19 protein-coding genes and 1 riboswitch are annotated in these 18,379 nt (G+C 65.2%); of the genes, 7 read left to right on the top strand and 12 right to left on the bottom strand.

Translation table 11 applies throughout. The features are described 5' to 3' along the window. Positions 1–210: 210 nt before the first annotated feature. Positions 211–957 carry a polyprenol monophosphomannose synthase gene (locus ACIP90_RS01960; protein ID WP_400576291.1) on the top strand — a complete coding sequence of 249 codons (747 nt, stop codon included), beginning with the start codon at positions 211–213 and terminating at the stop codon, positions 955–957. Between the two features lie 71 nt (positions 958–1,028). Here the strand turns inward: ACIP90_RS01960 and ACIP90_RS01955 are convergent, their stop codons facing one another. The 4 genes from ACIP90_RS01955 to ACIP90_RS01940 form a co-directional block, all read right to left on the bottom strand. Further along, complete coding sequence (locus tag ACIP90_RS01955; protein ID WP_003802221.1) at positions 1,029–1,376, bottom strand: RNA polymerase-binding protein RbpA; 348 nt, start codon at positions 1,374–1,376, stop codon at positions 1,029–1,031. Between the two features lie 238 nt (positions 1,377–1,614). Next, entirely contained in the window at positions 1,615–2,565 is a 951-nt protein-coding gene (locus ACIP90_RS01950) for an SPFH domain-containing protein (RefSeq protein ID WP_400576290.1), read from the bottom strand. 106 nt (positions 2,566–2,671) lie between these two features. After that, a complete protein-coding gene (locus ACIP90_RS01945) occupies positions 2,672–3,133 on the bottom strand; it encodes an NfeD family protein (protein WP_400576288.1) in 462 nt (153 codons plus the stop codon). A 121-nt stretch (positions 3,134–3,254) separates the two neighbouring features. Further along, on the bottom strand, positions 3,255–4,139 hold the full coding sequence (locus ACIP90_RS01940; RefSeq protein WP_400576286.1) for a putative RNA methyltransferase: 885 nt from the start codon (positions 4,137–4,139) through the stop codon (positions 3,255–3,257). A 122-nt stretch (positions 4,140–4,261) separates the two neighbouring features. Between ACIP90_RS01940 and ACIP90_RS01935 the strand changes: the two genes are divergently transcribed. Beyond that, a complete protein-coding gene (locus ACIP90_RS01935) occupies positions 4,262–6,364 on the top strand; it encodes a S9 family peptidase (protein WP_400576284.1) in 2,103 nt (700 codons plus the stop codon). On the opposite strand, the gene ACIP90_RS01930 is transcribed toward ACIP90_RS01935, so the two are convergent. The 5 genes from ACIP90_RS01930 to ACIP90_RS01910 form a co-directional block, all read right to left on the bottom strand. Continuing rightward, complete coding sequence (locus ACIP90_RS01930; protein ID WP_400576282.1) at positions 6,361–7,026, bottom strand: peptide deformylase; 666 nt, start codon at positions 7,024–7,026, stop codon at positions 6,361–6,363. The two genes, ACIP90_RS01935 and ACIP90_RS01930, sit on opposite strands and share 4 nt — an antisense overlap. Positions 7,027–7,035: 9 nt before the next feature. Continuing rightward, positions 7,036–8,178: an FAD-dependent oxidoreductase gene (locus ACIP90_RS01925; protein WP_400576281.1), complete on the bottom strand. Its 1,143-nt coding sequence runs from the start codon at positions 8,176–8,178 to the stop codon at positions 7,036–7,038. Beyond that, complete coding sequence (locus tag ACIP90_RS01920; RefSeq protein ID WP_400576279.1) at positions 8,171–8,866, bottom strand: class I SAM-dependent methyltransferase; 696 nt, start codon at positions 8,864–8,866, stop codon at positions 8,171–8,173. Before ACIP90_RS01920 ends, ACIP90_RS01925 begins: the two co-directional genes overlap by 8 nt. Positions 8,867–8,878: 12 nt before the next feature. Next, entirely contained in the window at positions 8,879–10,066 is a 1,188-nt protein-coding gene (locus tag ACIP90_RS01915) for a type III polyketide synthase (RefSeq protein ID WP_400576277.1), read from the bottom strand. Positions 10,067–10,306: 240 nt separating this feature from the next. Next, positions 10,307–10,990 (bottom strand): DUF1345 domain-containing protein, encoded by a 684-nt coding sequence (locus tag ACIP90_RS01910; protein WP_400576276.1) that lies wholly within the window; start codon positions 10,988–10,990, stop codon positions 10,307–10,309. 293 nt (positions 10,991–11,283) lie between these two features. Here ACIP90_RS01910 and ACIP90_RS01905 point away from each other — a divergent pair, with 293 nt between their 5' ends. Then, on the top strand, positions 11,284–11,721 hold the full coding sequence (locus tag ACIP90_RS01905; protein ID WP_400576274.1) for a hypothetical protein: 438 nt from the start codon (positions 11,284–11,286) through the stop codon (positions 11,719–11,721). A 103-nt stretch (positions 11,722–11,824) separates the two neighbouring features. Further along, positions 11,825–12,976, top strand: coding sequence for an NAD(P)-dependent alcohol dehydrogenase (locus tag ACIP90_RS01900; RefSeq protein WP_400576272.1), 1,152 nt, complete (start codon positions 11,825–11,827; stop codon positions 12,974–12,976). A 19-nt stretch (positions 12,977–12,995) separates the two neighbouring features. Here the strand turns inward: ACIP90_RS01900 and ACIP90_RS01895 are convergent, their stop codons facing one another. Continuing rightward, entirely contained in the window at positions 12,996–13,640 is a 645-nt protein-coding gene (locus tag ACIP90_RS01895) for a dihydrofolate reductase family protein (RefSeq protein ID WP_400576270.1), read from the bottom strand. A gap of 806 nt (positions 13,641–14,446) precedes the next feature. Between ACIP90_RS01895 and ACIP90_RS01890 the strand changes: the two genes are divergently transcribed. Both ACIP90_RS01890 and ppk2 read left to right on the top strand, forming a co-directional pair. Next, positions 14,447–14,863 (top strand): MarR family winged helix-turn-helix transcriptional regulator, encoded by a 417-nt coding sequence (locus ACIP90_RS01890; protein WP_400576268.1) that lies wholly within the window; start codon positions 14,447–14,449, stop codon positions 14,861–14,863. Positions 14,864–14,919: 56 nt separating this feature from the next. After that, positions 14,920–15,855 carry a polyphosphate kinase 2 gene (gene ppk2 / locus ACIP90_RS01885; RefSeq protein WP_400576266.1) on the top strand — a complete coding sequence of 312 codons (936 nt, stop codon included), beginning with the start codon at positions 14,920–14,922 and terminating at the stop codon, positions 15,853–15,855. Positions 15,856–15,894: 39 nt separating this feature from the next. Here ppk2 and ACIP90_RS01880 read toward each other — a convergent pair whose 3' ends face one another. Further along, complete coding sequence (locus tag ACIP90_RS01880; RefSeq protein WP_400576264.1) at positions 15,895–16,161, bottom strand: hypothetical protein; 267 nt, start codon at positions 16,159–16,161, stop codon at positions 15,895–15,897. A 256-nt stretch (positions 16,162–16,417) separates the two neighbouring features. After that, positions 16,418–16,619: riboswitch (cyclic di-AMP (ydaO/yuaA leader) on the top strand. 5 nt (positions 16,620–16,624) lie between these two features. Here ACIP90_RS01880 and ACIP90_RS01875 point away from each other — a divergent pair. Continuing rightward, positions 16,625–17,485 (top strand): LysM peptidoglycan-binding domain-containing protein, encoded by an 861-nt coding sequence (locus ACIP90_RS01875; protein ID WP_400576262.1) that lies wholly within the window; start codon positions 16,625–16,627, stop codon positions 17,483–17,485. Positions 17,486–17,644: 159 nt separating this feature from the next. Here ACIP90_RS01875 and ACIP90_RS01870 read toward each other — a convergent pair. Further along, a partial coding sequence (locus ACIP90_RS01870; protein WP_400576260.1) for a PKD domain-containing protein occupies positions 17,645–18,379 on the bottom strand: 735 nt, incomplete at its 5' end.

Below are 18,379 nucleotides of genomic sequence, written 5' to 3'. Positions count from 1 at the left end.
TAATCCGGAACTGGCCCGAGGCGCCTGGACCCGCCCGTGGCGTGCCCGGCCATCCCCTTGGCCCCAGCAGACGGCGCTCCTGCAGCCGGGCTCTTCCGGAAAACCGGGCCGCGAAACGCCCCTATAATGGAGAGTTGCGCTTTGCGAGTCGGGCGGTCCCGCCTCACTCCACGCGTGCTGACCGCTCCCATCCAGGAAAGGCCTCTCCCTGTGCGTGTCCTCACCATCATTCCCACCTACAACGAGCTGGAGTCGCTCCCCATAACGCTGGGTCGCCTGCGTGCGGCGGTGCCGGACTCGGACGTCCTCGTGGTGGACGACAACAGCCCGGACGGGACCGGGCAACTGGCGGACAGCATCGCTGCCGAAGACAGCCAGGTTCACGTCCTGCACCGCAAGGGCAAGGAAGGGCTTGGTGCCGCGTACATCGCCGGTTTCAAGTGGGGACTCGCGGCCGGTTACGACGTCCTCGTCGAAATGGACGCCGACGGATCCCACCAGCCCGAGCAGCTGCCCCAGCTGCTGGACGCCGTGGAACAGGGCGCCGACCTCGCCATGGGCTCCCGCTGGGTGCGCGGCGGCAGTGTCGTGAACTGGCCGCTGTACCGGCAGGCAATTTCCCGCATCGGCAGCACTTACTCCCGGATCATGCTCGGCGTCAAGATCAAGGATGTGACGGGCGGCTACCGCGCCTTCCGCCGCACCACGCTTGAGAAGCTGAATCTGGACCAGATCGAGTCAGTCGGCTATGGCTTTCAGGTGGACCTGGCCTGGCGCGTCGCCAAGATGGGCCTGACGATTGTGGAGCGCCCCATTACCTTCGTGGAGCGCGAACTCGGCGCCTCGAAGATGAGCGGCAACATCGTGGTCGAAGCCATGCTCAACGTGACGAAGTGGGGCCTGACGGCGCGCTGGAACAAGCTGACCGGCAGGAAGCCTGCAGCCGGCCGCGAGTAGCCGCCGGCCAAAGCAAAGGCCGGGCCCGCTGCACTGTGCAGCAGGCCCGGCCTTTTTGCGGTTTGGGCTGGCTAGGCTGAGCGCCTCTCGCCACGACGTTCACGCAGAATGGTGAGGCGGTCTTCGAGGATCTGCTCAAGCTCCGGCAGCGACCGGCGTTCCAGCAGCATGTCCCAGTGTGTGCGGACAGCTTTTTCATTGCTGGTGTCGGGGCGTTCGCCATCAACGAGCAGCGCTTCCTTGCCGGTCTTGGAAACCCAGACAGGGGGAATTTCGGCTTCGGAGGAGAAGGTTACAAAAACCTGCTCGCCGTCCTCGCACCGGTACTCAACCCGCTGACGCGGAGCTGGCTCCACACCGGACTCGGTCTCCATGCTTTGGGCGCCAAGACGCATGCCCCGCAGGCTGCGATCGCTCATGATTTCTCCCTCTGGTCGGTTCGCGGAGCGGACTCCGCGCTAGCCGGAGGTTTCAAAGCAGCCTCCGGACTACGTTGTGCTCTACGTAGCATCACTAAATGAAACGCTTTGCCAAGCAATGTTGTTCCGGGCGGAGTGATCCGGCCGGACAAATATCCCATTATACGGAATCGCTGGTCCGGCGGCAATGCGGCAAAGGGAGGCACACCCATGGCGCGCCTCCCTTTGCATCAGATTCCTAGGGCTGCGGCTGTTTTTCGGTGTCCTCGGACGGTCCGAACAGGTCGCCGGACCGCGGATCGGGATTGGTCCCGCCCAGCGCGTTGCCGATTCCCTTGAGCGCTTCGCCCACCTCGCTGGGGATGATCCACAGCTTGTTCGAAGAGCCCTCCGCGAGCTTGGGCAGCGTCTGGAGGTACTGGTACGCCAGGAGCTTCTGGTCCGGGTTGCCCTTGTGAATGGCGTCAAACACCTTTTGGATGGCCTGCGACTCACCGTCCGCACGGAGAATGGCAGCCTTGGCGTCGCCCTCAGCCTTGAGGATGGCCGCCTGCCGCTGGCCTTCCGCCGTCAGAATGGCCGACTGCTTGGTTCCCTCGGCCGTGAGGATAGCGGCGCGCCGGTCACGCTCGGCCCGCATTTGCTTCTCCATCGAATCCTGGATGGAGTGCGGCGGGTCGATCGCCTTCAGCTCCACGCGCGAAACACGGATGCCCCAGCGCCCTGTGGCCTCGTCCAGCACGCCGCGGAGCTGGCCGTTGATCTGGTCGCGGGATGTCAGTGCCTCTTCCAGGTTCAGCCCGCCAACCACGTTGCGGAGCGTGGTGGTGGTCAGCTGCTCCACGGCCTGGATGTAGTTGGCGATTTCGTACGTCGCCGCCCGGGGGTCTGTCACCTGGAAGTAGACCACGGTATCGATGGACACCACGAGGTTGTCCTCGGTAATAACGGGCTGCGGCGGGAAGGAGACCACCTGCTCACGGAGGTCGAGCAACGGCAGCAGCCGGTCCACAAACGGGATGAGGAGGGTGAGGCCAGGGTTGAGCGTCCGCTGGTACTTGCCCAGGCGCTCCACCACGCCGGCCCGGGCCTGTGGCACGATCCGCACTGACCGGACCAGCACTATGACTACAAAGACGATCAGGACCAGCATTACGATCGTGAGGGCGAATCCTCCTGGGCTATCCATACTTCTCCTTCATTCCCCAATTTTTCAGTGAAGCTGTACATGGCGGCTCAGCCGCCGGATCCGCTGCAGCCGGAACGGCAGCAGCAGAAATCTAGACTGCCCGGAACTACTGGACGGCGGATTCGGACTGAGGCGCCACGACCGCCGTCGCACCTTCAATGGCAGCGACAACTACCCTCTGGCCCTCCGCAAGGACACCGGAATCGGAGCGTGCACTCCAGATATCGCCGCCGATCTTCACCCGCCCGCCGGTGGCGGTCACGGGTTCCATGACCAGTGCGGTTTCACCGATGAGCCGGTCAATATTCGTGCGCTGTTCAGCCGGCCCTTTGTGCAGGTGCTTGAGCGTGACGGGGCGCACGAAGGCGATCATCAGCAGCGACACGACGCAGAAGGCCACGATCTGCAGCCAGAAATCGGCGCCGGCGAAGTCGGCCACCACCGCCGCAAGTGCACCGCCGCCCAGCATGATGAAAAAGAGATCAAGGGTCAACATCTCGACGGCGGCGAACACCAGGAAGACCGTGAGCCACAGTGCCCACCAGTTTTGGCCAAGCCATTCGAACATTCGATTCCCCCTCGATCCCGGGGGCTGCGAGGCAGACCCTCAGTGACTTTCTTCCATCCTAGACCGGCGGAGCGGCACTGGGCAGGTGAGGGACGGCCGGGGCCAGAACGTGGCCAAGACGTTATTCGGCGGCTCCATCGCGGGGGAGGAAGACGCTGATGCGGAACCTGGCACTGACCGCGGTCACGGCCGGAAAATCCGCCAGCCTCTTAGCCAGTGCAGCCCGGTCGGTGTGGTGGCCGGCAGGACCCATGAGGGCCAGGTTGGCCACATCGGCGGGGGAGAGTTCCAGGTCAAGGTCCAGGTCCTGCATGGACAACAGTTCAAAGTGGCCCGACAGTGAGCCTGCCAGCCGTTCGTCCTTGGCCGGCTCTATCCCGAGCATTCCGGCCTGGCTGGCGATCTCAGCGAGGTGGCCCGGCCGGGGCGTCACTACGACCAGCCGACCCGAAGGCCGAAGCACGCGGGCGAACTCACTTGCGTTGCGAGGCGCGAAGACGACCGTCACGACGTCGACGGCGGAATCCGCCAGCGGGATCGGCTGCCACACATCTCCGACCAGGTTCACGGCCTCGGCGTTGAGCCGCGCGGCCCGGCGCAGGGCGAACTTTGAGATGTCCAGCCCCACGGCGGCCATGCCGTCCTTGTGCCCGGGAAGGTCAAGTATCGCGCGGAGGTAATGGCCTGTGCCGGTCCCGGAATCGAGCACGGCCGGCTCCGGAGCCAGCAGAGCGGGTTCGGCCGCGGCGGCGACTGCCGCTGCAAGTGGGCGGTAGTGGCCGGCGTCGAGAAATGCCGTGCGGGCCGCCACCATCTCGGCGGTATCCGCCTCAAATGCAGTTCCCTTGCCGACCAGCAGGTTGAAGTAGCCCTGTTTGGCGGCGTCGAAGCTGTGTCCGTTGCGGCAGGCGAGTGCCTTGCTGCGGGTTCCTGGCGCGGATGCAGGCACAGGCGACAGCCCCTCCCGGCATACCGGACAGAGCAGGGGCGGCAGGCGGAAAGGCATGCAGACAATCCTAGGGCGTGCCGGCCACCCTGACACGCCGGCGCGCGTCAGTGCCGGTGCCCGGACCTGCCGTGGGTGAGAGGTGTTTCACACGCCTGCGGCGAGGCGCTAGGCTCACGTGGGTGAAGCCAGAACACCTGCCGCTGCTCAAATCCGTCTCCGCCCCTGCTGTCCACCCGGATGGTACGCGCGCCGTCGTCTCGGTGACCCGCCCCGATTTTGATGCCGATGATTATGTGGGCCAGCTGTGGACCGTTCCGCAGGATCCCGAGAAACCTGCACGACGGGTGACCCGCGGATACCGGGACACAGCGCCGGCTTTTTCCCCGGACGGCCGGGTCCTCGCCTTCCTCCGGACCGTGCCTGGCGGCAAGCCACAGCTGTATGTTGTGGAGGCGGCCGGAGGGGAACCCCAGGTCCTGACGGACCGGCCCCTGGGGGTATCGTCCTTCGCCTGGTCTCCCGATTCGCAGCGGCTCGTGTTTGGTTCGCGGCAGCCCGAGGCCGGCCGGTACGGCACCCTTGACGGTGTCTCCGCCGGCGGTGAGGATGCGCGCTTCATCACGAGCTTCAAGTACCGGATGAACGGCGTGGGATACACGCAGGACAAGCCGCTCCAGCTGTTCATCCTGGACGTTCCCGACCTGGGCGACGAGCCGAAGGTACAGCCTGCAGGACGCGCGGTGAAGGACAGCCAGGTCAGGAATACCGGCAATGACACCGGGGACAACGGCCCGTCCGGGGCCGCGGCCGGCCGGCCAGCAGGAGCCGCCGGCCTGCCAGAGGCGAGGCAGCTCACCTCTGCAGCGACAGACCACACCGATGAATCCTTCAGCAGCGACGGCCGGTGGGTGTACTTCGTGGCCGCGCTCCATGACGCGAGCGACGAGGATCTGGCCAGCGGGATCTACCGCGTCGCCGCCGCCGGCAGCAGTGAGCCCGTGCCGGTGCAGGCGTCCAACATGGGGCGCCAGACTGTCGTTGGCGTCCGGGAGTCGCGGGACGGGAAGTGGCTGTTCTTCACCGCTCAGGACCTGGGCGACTCCGGCCTGGATTTCGTCGCAAAAAACACGGTTCTGCACGTCATGCCGGCCGCAGGCGGCGAGGCACGGGCGCTCAGCGACGCGGAGAACATGGACGTCGCCGCGCCGGGCAGCCTCATCGGCCTGCGGGGCAAGGATGCAGCCCTGGTGCTGAACAACGCCCAGGGGACGGTGGAACTGCTCGAGTTCAGTGCCACCGGCAGCCATGCCCTCTTGGTTCACGGAGACAGGGTGGTCACGGGAGCAGGAGCAGCCGCGGAATCTTTGTTCATAAGCTTCTCGGACGCCTCGACCGCCGGCGATGTGGCCTGCCTCCACGACGGGCAACTGCGGCTCCTGACGGATTTTTCGGCGGCCCTCCGGACGGAAGCCGGGATCATCGAGCCACAGGCGCTGGTTGTCCCGTCCCCCGATGGCTATGAGGTCCACGGATGGGTGCTGATGCCGCCCGGGAAGGGCCCGCATCCGGTGCTGCTGAACATCCACGGGGGTCCGTTCTCGCAGTACACGGTGGCGCTCTTTGACGAGGCGCAGGTCTATGCGGAGGCCGGCTACGCGGTGGTGATGTGCAACCCCCGCGGCTCAGCAGGCTACGGCCAGGCTCACGGCAGGGCCATCAAGGAGCGGATGGGCACCGTGGACATGCAGGACGTGCTCGCCTTCCTGGAGGGCGCGCTGGAGAAGTTCTCTGCGCTGGACGCCGGTGCCCTGGGGATCATGGGTGGTTCCTACGGCGGGTACCTCACCGCCTGGACCATAAGCCAGGACCACCGTTTCAAGGCCGCGATCGTCGAGCGGGGCTTCCTGGATCCGGTCAGCTTTACCGGCTCTTCCGATATCGGGTGGTTCTTCGGCGGCGAATACACTGGCGCCCTGCCTGAGCAGGTGGCGGCTCAAAGCCCCATGGCCACCATCGCCCAGGTCAGGACGCCCGCGCTGGTGATCCACAGCGAGGATGATCTCCGCTGCCCGGTGGAGCAGGGTCAGCGGTACTTCACGGCCCTCAAGCAGCAGGGCGTCGACTCTGCCTTCCTGGTTTTCCCTGGCGAGGACCACGAGTTGTCCAGGTCAGGCACACCGCACCACCGCCGCCAGCGGTTCGAGCACATCCTGGCGTGGTGGGCGCGGTACCTGCCCACGGCGTCCAACGGGGGCGGGCAGAATCCGGGCGCCGGGGACTAGCGGGGTTCCGTCAGGAACCCCAGTTCCCGGCGTGCCCGGTCGATTCCCGGTTCAGCCCAGCGCGCCGCGTACTCGCTGTTGGTGCTGAGGGACCGGAGCTCGGCCCTGTCGATGTACAGCGTTCCGTGCAGGTGGTCTGTTTCGTGCTGGACGATCCTCGCCTGCCAGCCGGTGAACTCCCGGGCCATGCTGTCTCCCGATGGCGTCTGATACGCGAGCCTGACGCTTTCCGGGCGCTCCACGACGGCCTGCAGCCCGGAGAGGGACAAGCAGCCTTCGAAGAAGGCGGCTGTCCCGGACGGCAGCGGGCTGTACGAGGGATTGAGCATGGCGAAGAATTCGAGGGGCGTGCGGCTCCGTGCCGCCGCGGCATCCTTGTCGATGTCAAACTGGTCCTCGAGGACGGCGAGCTGCAGCGGAATCCCCAGTTGTGGCGCTGCAAGACCGACGCCGGGCGCCTCGTGCATGACCTTCCTCATCAGGCCGATCAGTTCGGACAGCTCCGCCGCGTTCAGTTGCCCCTCGAAGGGAGCGGAACGCTGCCTCAGGACCGGGTGGCCTGCCTGGACGATGGGCGGCAGTGCGTCCATCGCCAGCAATTCCTGCACGGTCTCCCGGATACGGGCAGCACTGTAGGACGTGGGCGGGGATGCGTGGCTCATGAAGCCAGCCTAACGGGGCCACTGCATGGTGAACCGCCTGGCCACGAGGGCATTAAGGGTCGGCACCGCAGCCACGCGGGCAATGGCCGCGTTCCGTGCGCGAAGCCGGGCGCCGGACAATGGCCTGCCAAGCGCCATGTTCACCTCGGCCTGGCGTTTCGCCCCAGCCGCCACCCGTCGCCGTGAGGCATCGAACCGGCGAAGGTCGCTGCCGCATGGCCGGCCCCGCAGGGCGGCCATGATCACCGGCAGCAAGGATTCCGCATCCAGCCAGCCCAGGTTCATGCCCTGCCCGCCGATAGGGCTGATTTCGTGGGCGGCGTCCCCGATGAGGACAGTTCTTCCGTCGACCATGCGGCCGGCCAGGCGTGAGCGGACTCCGAAGTTGCTCAGCATGGTGTTGGCGCCGGCGTCCACGGTGATGCCCGTCCGCTCTTTCACCAGGCCTGCCAGCAGGCGAGCGTCGGGACTGACCGGCGGGCCAGACAGCCTGACCACCCAGCGGCGCACACCTCCCGGCAGGGGAAAGGACTCAACGATCCCGCCGGCTTCGAGGAACAGGGCGGCGTCCTCGCCGTACGGGCTGGAATCAGGAAAATCGCCCATCAGGTAGTGGTCCGGGTAGCGTTTCTCCACGGCGCTCAGGCCCAGCAGCCGCCTCACCGTCGAATTGGCGCCGTCGGCACCCACGGCAATCGCAGCGGACATCCGTTGCCGGGTCCCCGCAACGGTGGCGTCGACAGTGACCCGGGCGCCGTCGTCGTACATGTCCATCACCTCAGCCCCGCGAAGCAGGGCATTGCCGTCCAACGCAAGCAGCCGGGTCTCCAGGACCGCCTCCGTAACCGGTTGGGGTACGGCCAGGACAAAGGGAAAGCGGTCCGATACCGGCGCGAAGTGCATGCGCGCGATCTCCCGGCCGGCCCAGACGGCAAGGCCGCGGCGGATGCGGACCCCGCGGGCGACCAGGGGAGCCGAGGCGCCGACGCGGTCCAGTGCGGCAAGGGCCGGTGGATGGATCCCGATGGCCCTCGTGTGTGCGTTTCGGCCGGTGCGCTTTTCGAGGACCCGGACATCTGCGCCTTCCTGCAGCAGCAGCGCGCCGAGGTACAGTCCCACGGGACCGCCGCCGACAATCACGACGTCAGTCACGGCCGGCGTCCGGGCTGTAGGTGAGCAGGCAGTGGAAGGGGGAGTGGCGTTCCGCCCGCCATCCCGCAGGAACGACGGCGGCAAGTTCCGTAAGGGTGTAGCTGCGCCTGATGGAGGTCAGGCCGTCGCGGCGGATGTACGATCCGGTCATCGGCAGCGCGCCGACGGCAAAAAGCGCGTAGGCGAGGACGTTGCGCCGGAGGTCGTTGTGGACAGCCAGGCGCCGGGCGAGCTTCACGGAATCGGTGAGCAGACCCTGGAGTTCGCCCTCGGTCAGGTGGTGCAGCACGTGGTTGGAAATCACGAAGTCGAAGGTCTCGCCCTCCACCACGAGCTCTGCACTCGTGGCCTGCCGGAACCGTACCCCCTGCACGGGCATCCTGTGCTCGGCGAAAGCGTATGCGCGGGGATCGGGGTCGATGCCCGTGATGTCGAGCCGGAAGCCGTCCCGGGCCGCCCAGCGGGCGAGCATCAGTGCCAGGTCCCCGCCGCCGCAGCCGATGTCCAGCAGCGTGGCCGGGGCGGCAGGCGACAGCAGCGGCCTGAGCCTGCTGCGGTAGAGGCCATGCCAGCCCGAAATGGCACGGTTGACCAGTGCGAACTGGCGGTAGGTGCGGTCGAGGCGCTCCGGATCGCAGTCGGGCCGGTCCATGTCCTCAACAGCGTTGGCGTCTCGCGCGCCGAGCATGCCCACGGCGGGTCAGGCCAGGGACGATTCGGCTTCGTCCGCGAGCCGGGGGTCTGCCGGCGCTTCCAGGGGCTTGCCGATCCTCGTGAACAGCCCTGTCTCCACCGTTAGCCCGGGCCCGAATGCCATGGAGCAGATGCGTTCGTCCCGGCTCTGCGGCGGAAGGTCGAGGATGTGCCGGAGCACAAAAAGCACTGTGGCGCTGCTCATGTTGCCGTAGTTGCGGAGGGTTTCGCGGGCGGGGATGAGCTGTTCATCGGTGAGGCCCAGCCGGGACTGCACTTTGTCCAGGATGCTGCGGCCGCCGGGATGGATGGCCCAGTGCGTGATGTCCCGGTAGGGGAGTTCCCTGAGTGAACCGTCCCTGGCCAGCAGCGGTTCCAGGGCACCGATGATGTGGTCGTCGATGATGTGCGGGACGTAGTTGCCCAGGACCATCTCGAATCCCTCGTCGCCGATGTTCCAGGCCATGGAATCCTCACCGACCGGCGTCAGGACAGTTTCGAAGTGGTCCAGCTGCAGGAGCGCCGGTGATTCGGGTACCTCGCGCGCGGTCACGACGGCGGCGGCGGCGCCGTCCGCGAAGAGCGCCGAGCCCATGATGGTGTCGGGATCGTTGGAGGTGCGGACATGCAGCGAGCAGAGCTCCGCACACACGACGAGGACTACCGCCTCGGGGTCCGCCTCGCAGAACGACTTCGCTGCCCGGAGTGCGGGGAATGCGGCGTAGCATCCCATGAAACCCAGATGGTAGCGCTGCACCGCAGGGCTGAGCCCCAGCGCCCGGACGATTTTGTAGTCCGGGCCGGGGTTGAAAAACCCGGTGCAGGAAACCGTGATCAGATGAGTTATGTCAAGTGGATCGAAGCCGGCACAGTTGGAGACGGCGGAGGAAGCGGCCTCGATGAAGAGCTTGGTTGCCTCACGGGCGAACAGGTCATTGCGTTCCTTCGTGCTGGGGCTCCGGAGCAGGCGCGTGGCGGGGTCGAAGAACTTCGGGTCGTCGGAGCGTGAATCCAGCGTCAGTTCCTGGACGGCCGTGTAGCGTGTGTCGATCGCGGCCGAGTCGAAGCAGGTGGCCACCAGCCGTGAGCCGAGTCTCGTCAGGCCGGGCTGGGCGGCGAAAACGTCCCGGGCCTCCGTCTGGATGAGCATCGTAGGCGGAACAGCTGTCTCGAGGGCTCTCACGTAGACCGTCATGGGTTTCATTCTTAACGAGAGCGCCACTTAAGACAATGGATCACGCCGCTGGTCGCCGCCGCGTTCCGAACGGGTCAAGAGGTACTTCTACTCCCGCTCGTATAACGCCGATAATGCACATTATGTAAACTAATGGTTTTGAGGCCCTCTCCCGCCGGAGTCCAGAGTCTTGCCTTTTCGTTGGCGCTCAGCCTCGGATCCGACCGCCAGTTGATCCTTGGACTACTTGCCTTTTGGTCGCTAGCCCGCCAGACCAATGAGCAGATTGACGGTGGCGGCGAGGATGACCGTCCCGAAAAGATAGGACAGGAGCCCGTGCTTCAGCGCCTCGGCCCGTATCCTGTGGCTCTCCAGGTTGGTGTCAGAAACCTGGTAAGTCATGCCCAGGCTGGTGGCCACGTAGGCGAAATCCGAATACTGGGGCGGGCGCTCCTGGTTGAAGTTGATGCCGCCGGGCTCCTCTCCACGCTTTTCCGGGTCGTAGTACAACTCTGCATAGCGCAGGGTGAACAGCGTTTGGACCAGCATCCACGACAACGCCACGCCGGAGAGAGCGAGCAACCCGGCGCCCACCTCATCTCTGCCGCTTGAAGCGCCACGATGTGAATCAATCACGACGGCGGCGACTGCCGCCAGGCTGGCAAAGTTGGCAGCGAGAATGAGCAGATCGGTGACACCGCGGGAAGGATCTTCTGTTACCGCATGGAGGCGCGTCCCCGCAGGGTCAAGCCGTCCGATCACGGCCCACACCCACACCACGTAGGTCAGCGACGCCACGGCCCACCCTATGGCAGGGGCTTCGATCCAGTGCCCGGAAAGACCGGCAGCCAACGCGGCTGCCATCCCGGAAAGCACCATGACCACGAAGCGAAGCCTGCTGCGCCTGATGACTCCGGCTGGCAGTGCTGGAGGGGGCAAGTCCATGACGTGTACTCTAGCCAACCCGTCACGACTTCAGCGTGAACCTGCCATTTGGGGCGCATCAGGACCGGATCTATCTTGATCAACTATTGATCAACGATGGTGAGGTCCTTGAGGTTGGGAGTGCAGTCTGTTTGGTACCGGTAATGAAGGCCGGTCTTTCGCAGCATTGTCGACCTGGCCTGCACAGGCATGGAGTGATCCGGGTTTGACAGGCTACGCCAACACGTCCCCTTCGTCGCCTGTAGCCCCCCAAGCACGCGGCGGAGGGGGCCCCACCGGAAGGCAAATGCGCCATGACAGCAGCCAAAGCGACAGCGATGAGACATGAGCATGAAATCAAAAGTGAGCGTCCGAAGCCGGCACTGGATGCACAACACCTCGAGAAGCTCGCCGCAGAGTCCTCATGGGAGGTCGCAGAGTCCTTCGCCGCGGAGTACACCGCCCTCCTCCCCCGGCGCGTTGACCGGATCGTCCGCACGGCTACTGTCCGGGACCGGGACATCGCCATGGATGCCTCGCTTAGCCTGAAAACGACGTCGTGGCTCGCCGGCGCCCTGCGGATGAACCAGCTGTGCCGCGAACTGGAGCTTGCCCTGGCCCTGAGGGATGTCGCTGCAGTGGCATCCATTGTGCAGGACATCGAGCAGCACCTTCCGCGCCTGCAGGAGGCCCTCGCCGGCCGTCCGCGCCATGCCCTGGCAGCGTCGTCCCTGGCAGCGCTTCCCCGCTGATGGGCAAGGCATGCCACCAGTCGCGGGGCAGCCCGACCTGTAGATTGCTGACAATCGTCACAGAAATTGGAAAACTCCCGCATGCCGGGAGTAGTGTCGCACTATGACTCCTGGACACTCCAGCTCACCGCCCCTTGCCAAGTCCTTGCCCCCTGTCGATGGCCGCGAGGGGCACGAACAGCGGTTGGCTTCCGGTTACGGCGCACGGTCCAGTAACAGCGGACTCGTCCCGTTGACCGTTGCCCGGCGTTCGCCCAAGGAAGACGACGTTGAGATTGCGATCGAATATTGCGGACTGTGCCACTCCGACGTGCACGCTACGCGGGGAGAATGGAGCGCCCCCAAGTATCCGCTTATTCCCGGGCACGAAATTGTTGGGCGTGTTAGCCGTGTGGGTTCCGCCGTCGACGACCTCTCTGTTGGTCAGCTGGTGGGCGTAGGATGCATGGTCGATTCCTGCCGCGAATGCGAAAGATGCCTGGATGGGTTTGAGCAGTATTGCGAGACTGGCGTCGTCAGTACTTACGGTGCAGCCGACCCGAGAAATGAAGGAGCCATCACTCAGGGCGGTTATTCCTCCTCGGTGGTCGTGGACAGGCGATACGTGCTCCGTGTCCCAACCAACCTGGACCCTGCCGCCGTTGCTCCCTTGTTGTGCGCAGGTATCACCACATATTCCCCCCTGCGGCACTTCGGTGTTGAGGAGGGTGACGTCGTTGGTGTTGTGGGGCTCGGCGGGCTCGGACACATGGCAGTGAAGCTTGCCAAAGCAATGGGGGCCGAGGTGAAGGTCTTCACAACCTCAGAGGTCAAGATCGCGGCGGCCAAGGAGTTGGGGGCCGACGACGTTGTTCTGTCCAAGGACGCTGCATCCATGGCGGCGGCCGAGGGCAGTATCGACGTTATTATCGATACCGTAGCGGCTCCGCATGATCTCGACCCATACTTTCGGACTCTTCGCCTGGAGGGGGCCCTGTTCCAGCTGGGCCTGCCCTCTGAGCCCATGCCGCCGGTCAATCCCTGGACACTGAGCCGCCGCCGGATCGCGTACTCCGGGTCATACATCGGAGGCATCGCTGAGACGCAGGAGATGCTGGACTTTTGTGCCGAGCACGGAGTGGTTTCCGATATAGAGATTGTCTCCGCGGCACAGCTGAACGATGCCTATGACCGGATGGTTGCCGGCGACGTCAAGTACCGGTTTGTCCTGGACACCAAGAGTCTCCCGGCGCCGGCGGCCAAGGCGGACGCGTGAGGGCAAGAATTTATTCGCTTCAATAAGTCCCGCTCCCAGAATGAGAGGGGTCGACAGTGGACGTCGCGTACTCTGGACGACCGAGGGGCCGATAGGTCTGGATGGTGATGCCCCGGGACGTGCTCCGTGAGTTCACCAGATCGAGCGCGAGGTCCGGGCCGGAATCAGGGAACAGCCGTGTGCCTTGGCCGACGACGACGGGATAGGTGACCAAGTCGAGCTGGTCCACCAGGCCGTTGGCCAACAGCCACCGGACGAGGGCACCACTGCCCGGTACCAACAGGTCCCCGTCTTGACGCGCCTTCAGATCACGCACGGCCGTGGCGACGTCGCCGCGCAGGACAGTTGTGCCTGCCCACTGCGGGTCCGCGAGGCTGGTCGACACCACGTACTTTGGCCGGCTGTTCAGGGCAGAGGCAATGGGGTTGGTGCTCGGATCGGCCATTGCTCCCCAGTAGCCAGCGAAAATCTCGTACGTCCGCCGGCCAAAGAGGAACGCGGCCGCACTGCCATAGATCTGGTTGAGGTAGTCCCCCGTTTCGGTGTCGAGAAGTGGTATAGCCCATCCGCCGCGTTCGAAGCCGCCGCTGCGGACCTCGTCAGGTCCGCCCAACCCCTGCATCACACCATCCACCGAGATATTGGTCGTGGTCGTTAGCCTCATATCGTGTCACCCCGTCGGACAGAAGCCGCGGACCCCTTCTGGATCCACCAACTTGCTACAGACAAGCACACTTGCGGGAGCTTGGGGAGGGCGAGACCGTCACGGTCGCCTCGTAGGTGGTTCCGTGGAGGTCGTTGCCACTCGACACCCTCATCTGCGATGTCCATTGCTTTCTCCTCGGATGCCAATAAGCTTCGGGCATGCCAATAATTGGGGGAAATCGTTCGTGGCGGGCCAACGCGCTTCTGCTGGTTTTGATTAGTATCGGGGCGTCTTTAGGTGCCTGTGAGTACCCGGACGAAGAGCCGGTTCTGACCGGCACCAGCGCCGGATCGTCCCAGCCGGCGCCTCCTTCCCCGCCGATGCCCGACCCCGGGCTTGCCGAAATTCAGGCAGGGAACCAGGCTCAGCTGGACATTCGATTGGGACCCAGACCCAACGGCCTCGTGTTGGGTGGGTCAGGCGGCCTGGCAAGTGATGGATATCGGACCTCGGCCAGTGGAATACCAAAGGGAAGCTACACAATTACCGCTGCCTGCATCGGAGCGCCGAAAGCGATGCTTACCATTTCGCAGCCTGATCGACGCGGAGGAACAGCGCATGAGGTGGCTCTGGACTGCGCAACCACAACGAGCGTGAAACTAGACCTGAGCGCGGGGCCAGTGTCCGCCCATGCCCGCATGACCACCGAGCCGGGGCGCGCCGCCGTCGCGGGCTTATGGATCGTCCCAACGCCCTGATGGAACTAAGCTCCGCCCCACTCCCCCACCTTGCAGGTGTGGAACGGCACCTGCCACTATGGCAACGTGAACAGGCCTATTGGATACTGGGTCAAGCGGCTGGACGTGGCACTGGAGGCGCTGCTCGATGCCACGCTTGCCCGGCTCCGCCTGACGAGGAGACAATGGCAGGTCCTCAGCACTCTCAGCTCGGATCCGACCACACCCGCCGAATTGGCGGATGCGCTGCGCCCATTCAACCAAGCCAGCGGCGGCGACGCACAGGAACGGGACATGGCATCACTCGTCCGAAGGCGGCTTGTGTTCCTTCAGGACGGCTACCTGACGTTAACGGAAACAGGCAGGGCACTGCAGGCCCAAGCAACCGGTCTGGTGGAAGCCACAAGGCGGGAACTCACAGCGGGAATCGGAACCGATGAATACGCCATGGTCATCAGCGTCCTCGAACGCATGTGCAAGAACGCAGACCGCATCCCACGCTAAAAGCGGGACCCCCTGTTAAAATGCCGTCAAGGAGTCGGCGAGCCTAAGGAGCCCCGATGGTGGAGGCATCCCAGTCCTGGACACCCAAGGATCCTTGGTGGGTCAGGGACAACCTGCGGGAGGCCATCGACCGCCTCGTGGACTTGGGATATATCGTCGCAGGCGGCCAGGGCGAGGACCCTGAGCTCATCGATCCAGGCGGCTCGGCCGTGGAAACCTGGCGCGAGGATTACCCGTACCACGAGCGGATGACCCGTGCCGAATACGAAATCGAGAAATACCGGCTCCAGATCGAGTTGCTGAAGTTCCAGTACTGGGGTCAGGACAACAGCCGCAGGAACGTGATCGTTTTCGAAGGCCGTGACGCTGCCGGCAAAGGAGGGACGATCAAGCGCTTCACGGAACACCTCGATCCCCGATCGGCCCGCACGGTCGCCCTCGGCAAACCATCCGACCGCGAACAGGGCCAGTGGTACTTCCAGCGCTACGTCCAGCACCTGCCGACCGCCGGGGAAATCGTCATGTTCGACCGCTCTTGGTACAACCGGGCCAACGTCGAAAAGGTGATGGGGTTCTGTAGTGAGGAGGAATACCGCACCTTCATGAACCAGGCCCCCATCTTCGAACAGATGCTGGTCGACGCCGGCATCCACCTGAACAAATTCTGGTTCTCGGTCACCAGGCACGAGCAGCGGACACGCTTCGCTATCCGACAAATCGACCCTGTCCGGCGTTGGAAACTCTCACCCGTGGATCTTGCCTCACTGGACCGCTGGGACGAATACACCGATGCCAAGGAACAAACGTTCCTTCATACGGACACAGACCACGCCCCGTGGATCACCATCAAATCCAACGACAAGAAGCGCGGCAGGATCAACGCCCTGCGCTATTTCCTCAACCAGTTCGACTACGAGGGAAAGGACACCTCAGTCGTGTACGAGGCGGATCCGCTGATCGTACGCCGGGGCCGCGAGGCCGTGGGAGACTGACTCCGGCCTGAACTAACCGCAGAACCAGCGGCATGGAGGTCAGGCGTCCGCCCCGGTTGCATCTTCCAGTGTCGCCGGGGCGAAGATGGCCGCCGCCACGTCTTCCCGAAGGAAATAGTTCCGGTGTTCCAGGGGCGCCAGACTGCCGCGCACGACGTAGTAGCCTCGGCCCTCCCCAGGCCCACCCGCGGCCCGGTCGAGGGCATCGACCATGTCCCTGTCCAGGCGCTGGTCCGGGCCGCGGTCCTGCAGCACAGCAAGATCTTCCGGCAGCAACGCACTGATGAGTCCCTGAATATCCGTCATGGCAGCTTCCTCGCCGGCACCGCTGGAACAATAGCTGATTCCCCCGCGGGCGTGTCCGGGGGTGCCCTGGCCGGCTGCGTCCACAGCGATTCTAGGACCCGGAGGACTTCGCGGCCAGACTTGGCATGGCACTCCCGCCGTGGTAATCAGGGCGGTTTTCGAGACGCCGGAGCCCTAACTGCCGTTACCGAAATGTGACTTTAGGCGCAAGCCTGGGTTAGCCTGTAGCGGTGCCCCGGTTCATGCAGGGCATTCCCGGGCAGAATGCCGAGCCCTGCCGCTGACCGGGATCCGTTCGCAATTACATCTGGCAGGGACGGGGGAACCACCTCTTTACCGGCCTTGGTGTGTCCAAGGCCTTGGGGTTAAGTCCAGGCGCTCCGTTTCACGAGGAGGCAGGACCGGGTGACCTCCCACCCGAACCCGACAGCTCACCCCGCAGGCATGGGAGAGGCAATCCACCATGTCACGTAAGTCCATGTCCGCGCGCCACCGCGCCACCCCCACGACGTCCATCGCCCTTCAGGGCCTGTCCTATTCCCTCAAGGCCAACGCTGCCTCCATAGCTAAGCCCGCGGCAGCAGCCGCTGCTGCCTCCGGACTGCTCTTCGGAGTCGGGGCACCGGCACAGGCAGGCACCTACGCTCCTGAGGCCACGGGCAGCACCAGCGCCCAGGTGCAGGCCGCACCCCAGGTCCAGGCCGCCCAAAGCCTGGCACCCGCAGCAGGATCAGGCGTAGCAGGCGCTTCACACACTGTTGTACCTGGCGACACGCTGGGTGCGATCGCAGCACGCCACGGCGTGAGCCTCGAAGCAGTACTCGCCGAGAACAACCTGTCGCTGGCCTCGGTAATTTATCCCGGCGACCAGATCCTGATCCCGGGTCCCGGACAGCCTGCAGCAGCACCGCAGGCACCCGCCGCCCCTGCGCCTGCGGCACCCCAGCCGGCCGGCATGGGGATCTACCACGCATCGTCGTCGGTCACGCCGGCACCGGCTGCTCCGGCCAGTGGCGTCGGCGCCGCCCTCGTGGCTTCAGCCCGGGCACAACTGGGCGCCACACAGGACTGCACCATCTTGGTGGAACAGGCCCTGCGCTCCGTCGGCAAGTCGGTCGGAGACCTCGCTCCCCTGCAGTTCCACCAGTACGGCACGCCGGTGTCCACGCCGCAGGCCGGCGACCTGATGATCCGCGCCGGACACGTTGCGATCTACATCGGCGGCGGGCAGGCCATCAGCAGCGGCATGAATGGCGTCAACGAAACCATCGTCCACCCTGCCTCCTGGCTTGGGGGCTCTACTTTCGTGCGGGTAAACGCCTAAAACGTCAGAGCAAGCATAGACAGTGGCAGGTGCAGCAGCGCCTGCCACTGTCGCATCTGCCGGGGCTGCGCACCGGCCTGACGACGACGGGTCCTCCGGCACAAGTGCCGGAGGACCCGTCAAGCCTGTCTACCTCAAGTCATGGCAGTGTCGGCCTGGTTAACCTGCCGGTTTCAGGGCGGTACGCCAGGCTCCCACGGCCTTGGCGGTGCTGAAGGTCCAGGTGGCGGTGCCGGCGGCGCCGGCGGTGGCCTGGGTCCTGTCAGCCTGCTCCGCGACCTGGCCGCCGGTGGTTTCCCAGCGCTCGGTCCAGCCCGTGGGAGCAGTGGCTGCCGGGCTGGAGCTGTCGAACCCGAGCCCGCCGATGAGCAGGGCCCCGTTGCTGGCGGTGGTGATGCTGCCGACCGCGATGCTGGTCGCCGTGAAGCTCGAGTTGACGGCGGTGGCCACGGTACTGTCCAGCGGCGTGGTGGTGTTGACCCCGGTGTAGGCGGTGATGCCGCCGCCCCACTTCACGGCCGTGCTCAGCGTCCACGTATAGCTCGCCGGGTCGGCGGAACCAACCACCCGGTAGTACGCGAACACGCGGGCGCCGGTGCCGATGGAGAGCCCGCTGGTGATCGCGGTCCAGCCGGCCGGGACGGCAACCGTGGGGTTCTTGTCCGCGGTGAAGGACGCGACCAGGACGTCACCGGCCGCCCGGCCGGTCGGGGCGGGCAGGGAGACCGTGGTGGTCGCCGTTTCCGTGGACGCGGTCCGTGTGCTGCGCATAGCGATCCCCGGGCTGCTGGCCGGGTTGACCGTGATGGTCCTGGTGGTGGAATTCGAGCCTCCGGCATTGGTGGCGGTCAGCCGTGCGGTGTAGGTCCCTGCCGCCGTGTAAGTGTGGGACGG

Source organism: Arthrobacter sp. NPDC093139 (assembly GCF_044754165.1).
In the GTDB taxonomy this organism is placed as follows: Bacteria; Actinomycetota; Actinomycetes; order Actinomycetales; family Micrococcaceae; genus Arthrobacter.
The sequence above is the reverse complement of the archived record's forward strand: the minus strand, read 5'-3'. Positions and strand labels throughout refer to the sequence as shown.

Excerpts from the sequence above, each read along its gene's own strand:
- ACIP90_RS01875 (WP_400576262.1), top strand. The coding sequence starts at position 16,625 with ATGTCACGTAAGTCCATGTCCGCGCGCCACCGCGCCACCCCCACGACG.
- ACIP90_RS01950 (WP_400576290.1), bottom strand. The coding sequence starts at position 2,565 with ATGGATAGCCCAGGAGGATTCGCCCTCACGATCGTAATGCTGGTCCTG.
- ACIP90_RS01905 (WP_400576274.1), top strand. The coding sequence starts at position 11,284 with ATGACAGCAGCCAAAGCGACAGCGATGAGACATGAGCATGAAATCAAA.
- ACIP90_RS01915 (WP_400576277.1), bottom strand. The coding sequence starts at position 10,066 with ATGACGGTCTACGTGAGAGCCCTCGAGACAGCTGTTCCGCCTACGATG.
- ACIP90_RS01930 (WP_400576282.1), bottom strand. The coding sequence starts at position 7,026 with ATGAGCCACGCATCCCCGCCCACGTCCTACAGTGCTGCCCGTATCCGG.
- ACIP90_RS01910 (WP_400576276.1), bottom strand. The coding sequence starts at position 10,990 with ATGGACTTGCCCCCTCCAGCACTGCCAGCCGGAGTCATCAGGCGCAGC.
- ACIP90_RS01895 (WP_400576270.1), bottom strand. The coding sequence starts at position 13,640 with ATGAGGCTAACGACCACGACCAATATCTCGGTGGATGGTGTGATGCAG.
- ACIP90_RS01920 (WP_400576279.1), bottom strand. The coding sequence starts at position 8,866 with ATGCTCGGCGCGCGAGACGCCAACGCTGTTGAGGACATGGACCGGCCC.
- ACIP90_RS01880 (WP_400576264.1), bottom strand. The coding sequence starts at position 16,161 with ATGACGGATATTCAGGGACTCATCAGTGCGTTGCTGCCGGAAGATCTT.
- ACIP90_RS01955 (WP_003802221.1), bottom strand. The coding sequence starts at position 1,376 with ATGAGCGATCGCAGCCTGCGGGGCATGCGTCTTGGCGCCCAAAGCATG.
- ACIP90_RS01945 (WP_400576288.1), bottom strand. The coding sequence starts at position 3,133 with ATGTTCGAATGGCTTGGCCAAAACTGGTGGGCACTGTGGCTCACGGTC.
- ACIP90_RS01900 (WP_400576272.1), top strand. The coding sequence starts at position 11,825 with ATGACTCCTGGACACTCCAGCTCACCGCCCCTTGCCAAGTCCTTGCCC.
- ppk2 (WP_400576266.1), top strand. The coding sequence starts at position 14,920 with ATGGTGGAGGCATCCCAGTCCTGGACACCCAAGGATCCTTGGTGGGTC.
- ACIP90_RS01940 (WP_400576286.1), bottom strand. The coding sequence starts at position 4,139 with ATGCCTTTCCGCCTGCCGCCCCTGCTCTGTCCGGTATGCCGGGAGGGG.